Raw genomic sequence first — 4,221 nt, forward strand, 5'->3', positions numbered from 1 at the left:
CCCGTCGACAGCGAGCTGATGCCCGTCGAAGTCGACGTCGACAGTGAAGAAACCGAGCTAGTAGCCGACGACAGGCCGGTTGACGTCGAGGTGGACAACGACGACACCGTGCTGTTTGTCGAGCTCAGCCCCGTCGACAACGAACTGATGCCTGTCGAAGTTGACGTCGACAGCGAGGTGATCGAGCTATTGGCAGACGACAAGCCAGTCGAGGCCGAGGTCGACAACGACGACACCGTGCTGTCCGTCGAGCTCAGGCCTGTCGACAGCGAGCTGATGCCGGTCGAGGTTGACGTCGACAACGAGGTGATCGAGCTGTTCGCCGATGACAGACCGGTCGACGTCGAGGTCGACAGCGACGACACCGTGCTGTCCGTCGAGCTCAAGCCCGTCGACAACGAGTTGATGCCCGTCGAAGTTGACGTGGACAGCGAGGTGATTGAGCTGTTCGCGGACGAAAGACCCGTCGAGGTCGAGGTTGACAACGACGACACCGCGCTGTCCGTCGAGCTCAGCCCCGTCGACAGCGAACTGATGCCCGTCGACGTTGACGTCGACAGCGAGGAAATCGAGCTATTGGCCGACGACAGACCGGTCGAAGTCGAAGTCGACAACGACGACACCGCACTGTCCGTCGAGCTCAGACCCGTTGACAGCGAGCCGATGCCCGTCGAAGTCGACGTGGACAGCGAGGTGATCGAGCTGTTCGCCGATGACAGACCAGTCGAGGTCGAGGTTGACAGCGACGACACCGTGCTGTCCGTCGAGCTCAGACCCGTCGACAGCGAGCTGACGCTGGTCGAGGTCGACGTGGACAGCGAATCGATCGAGCTGTTCGCCGACGACAAGCCCGTCGAGGCCGAAGTCGACAACGACGACACCGCACTGTCCGTCGAGCTCAGACCGGTCGACAGCGAGCTGATGCCCATCGAAGTCGACGTGGACAGCGAGGTGATCGAGCTGTTCGCCGATGACAGCCCGGTCGACGTGGAAGTCGACAACGACGACACCGTGCTATCCGTCGAGCTCAGGCCCGTCGACAGCGAGCTGATGCCCGTCGAAGTCGACGTCGACAATGAAGAAACCGAGCTAGTAGCCGACGACAGGCCGGTTGACGTCGAGGTGGACAACGACGACACCGTGCTGTTTGTCGAGCTCAGCCCCGTCGACAACGAACTGATGCCTGTCGAAGTTGACGTCGACAGCGAGGTGATCGAGCTATTGGCAGACGACAAGCCAGTCGAGGCCGAGGTCGACAACGACGACACCGTGCTGTCCGTCGAGCTCAGCCCCGTCGACAGCGAACTGATGCCCGTCGAAGTCGACGTCGACAGCGAGGAAATCGAGCTATTGGCCGACGACAGACCGGTCGAGGTCGAAGTCGACAACGACGACACCGTGCTGTCCGTCGAGCTCAGGCCGGTCGAGGTTGACGTCGACAACGAGGTGATCGAGCTGTTCGCCGATGACAGACCGGTCGACGTCGAGGTCGACAGCGACGACACCGTGCTGTCCGTCGAGCTCAAGCCCGTCGACAACGAGTTGATGCCCGTCGAAGTTGACGTGGACAGCGAGGTGATTGAGCTGTTCGCGGACGAAAGACCCGTCGAGGTCGATGTGGACAACGACGACACCGCGCTGTCCGTCGAGCTCAGACCCGTCGACAGCGAACTGATGCCCGTCGACGTTGACGTAGACAGCGAGGAAATCGAGCTATTGGCCGACGACAGACCGGTCGAGGTCGAAGTCGACAACGACGACACCGCACTGTCCGTCGAGCTCAGACCCGTTGACAGCGAGCCGACGCCCGTCGAAGTCGACGTCGACAGCGAGGTGATCGAGCTGTTCGCCGATGACAGACCAGTCGAGGTCGAGGTTGACAGCGACGACACCGTGCTGTCCGTCGAGCTCAGACCCGTCGAAGTCGACGTGGACAGCGAATCGATCGAGCTGTTCGCCGACGACAAGCCCGTCGAGGTCGATGTGGACAACGACGACACCGTGCTGTCCGTCGAGCTCAGCCCCGTTGACAACGAGTTGATGCCTGTCGAGGTCGACGTGGACAGCGAGGTGATCGAGCTGTTCGCCGATGACAGACCGGTCGAGGTCGAAGTCGACAACGACGACACCGTACTGTCCGTCGAGCTCAGACCCGTCGACGTCGAGGTCGACAACGACGACACCGTGCTATCCGTCGAGCTCAGGCCGGTCGACAACGAGCCGATGCCCGTCGAGGTTGACGTCGACAGTGAAGAAATTGTGCTATTCGCCGACGACAGCCCCGTCGAAGTCGACGTGGACAGCGAGGTGATCGAGCTGTTCGCCGATGACAGACCGGTCGACGTCGAGGTCGACAGCGACGACACCGTGCTGTCCGTCGAGCTCAGACCCGTCGACAGCGAGATGATCGAACTGTTCGCCGACGACAGACCGGTCGAGGTCGAAGTTGACAGCGACGACACCGCGCTATCCGTCGAGCTCAGCCCCGTCGACAGCGAGCTGATGCCGGTCGAGGTTGACGTCGACAACGACGTGATCGAGCTATTCGCCGACGAGAGGCCGGTCGACAACGAGTTGATGCCTGTCGAAGTTGACGTGGACAGCGAAGAAACCGAGCTATTGGCCGACGACAGCCCCGTCGATGTCGAAGTGGACAGCGAGGTGATCGAGCTGTTCGCCGACGAGAGACCCGTCGAAGTCGAGGTCGATAGCGACGACACAGCGCTGTCCGTCGAGCTCAGACCCGTCGACAGCGAACTGATGCCCGTCGAGGTCGATGTGGACAGCGACGTGATCGAGCTATTCGCCGAAGACAAGCCAGTCGAGGCCGAGGTCGACAACGACGACACCGTGCTATCCGTCGAGCTCAGACCCGTCGACAACGAACTGATGCCCGTCGAAGTCGACGTGGACAGTGAGGTGATCGAGCTGTTGGCCGACGACAAGCCGGTCGACGTCGAGGTCGACAACGACGACACCGTGCTGTCCGTCGAGCTCAAGCCTGTCGACAGCGAGCTGATACCCGTCGAAGTCGACGTCGACAGCGAGATGATCGAACTGTTCGCCGACGACAGACCGGCCGACGTCGAAGTTGACAGCGACGACACCGTGCTATCCGTCGAGCTCAGGCCGGTCGACAACGAACTGATGCCGGTCGAAGTTGACGTCGACAGCGAAGTGATCGAGCTATTCGCCGACGACAAGCCCGTCGAGGCCGAGGTCGACAACGACGACACCGCACTGTCCGTCGAGCTCAGCCCCGTTGACAACGAGTTGATGCCTGTCGAGGTCGACGTGGACAACGAGGTGATCGAGCTGTTCGCCGATGACAGACCGGTCGACGTCGAAGTCGACAACGACGACACCGTGCTGTCCGTCGAGCTCAGACCCGTCGACAGCGAGCTGATGCCCGTCGACGTTGACGTGGACAACGAGGTGATTGAGCTACTGGCCGACGACAAGCCGGTCGACGTCGAAGTTGACAGCGAGGTGATCGAGCTGTTCGCGGACGACAGACCCGTCGAGGTCGAGGTTGACAACGATGACACCGCGCTGTCCGTCGAGCTCAGCCCCGTCGACAGCGAGCTGATGCCCGTCGAAGTCGACGTGGACAGCGAGGTGATCGAGCTGTTCGCCGATGACAGACCAGTCGAGGTCGAAGTCGACAACGAGGACACCGCGCTGTCCGTCGAGCTCAGCCCCGTCGACAGCGAGCTGATGCCCGTCGAAGTCGACGTGGACAGCGAGGTGATCGAGCTATTCGCCGACGACAAGCCAGTCGAGGTCGAGGTAGACAACGACGACACCGTGCTATCCGTCGAGCTCAGGCCCGTCGACAACGAGCCGATGCCCGTCGATGTCGACGTGGACAGCGAGGTGATCGAGCTACTGGCCGACGACAGACCGGTCGACGTCGAAGTCGACAACGACGACACCGTGCTATCTGTCGAGCTCAGGCCGGTCGACAACGAGCCGATGCCCGTCGAAGTCGACGTCGACAGCGACGATACCGTGCTGTCCGTCGAGCTCAGACCGGTCGACAGCGAGCTGATGCCCGTCGAGGTCGACGTGGACAACGACGTGATCGAGCTACCAGCCAACGACAAACCGGTCGAGGTCGAAGTCGACAGCGACGACACCGAGCTATTGGTCGAGCTCAGGCCCGTCGATAGCGAGCTAATGCCCGTCGAGGTCGACGTCGACAACGAAGAGATCGAGCTA

At 61.8% G+C, this 4,221-nt stretch carries 1 pseudogene; it reads right to left on the reverse strand.

From position 1 onward, the window contains the following. Nucleotides 1-1,916 precede the first annotated feature (1,916 nt). Nucleotides 1,917-3,968 (reverse strand): annotated as a pseudogene (locus tag GQ57_RS44550) (hypothetical protein); the annotation flags it as partial. Nucleotides 3,969-4,221: the final 253 nt, after the last annotated feature.

It is taken from the genome of Burkholderia sp. MSh2 (assembly GCF_000731655.1).
GTDB classification, from domain to species: Bacteria; Pseudomonadota; Gammaproteobacteria; order Burkholderiales; family Burkholderiaceae; genus Burkholderia; species Burkholderia paludis.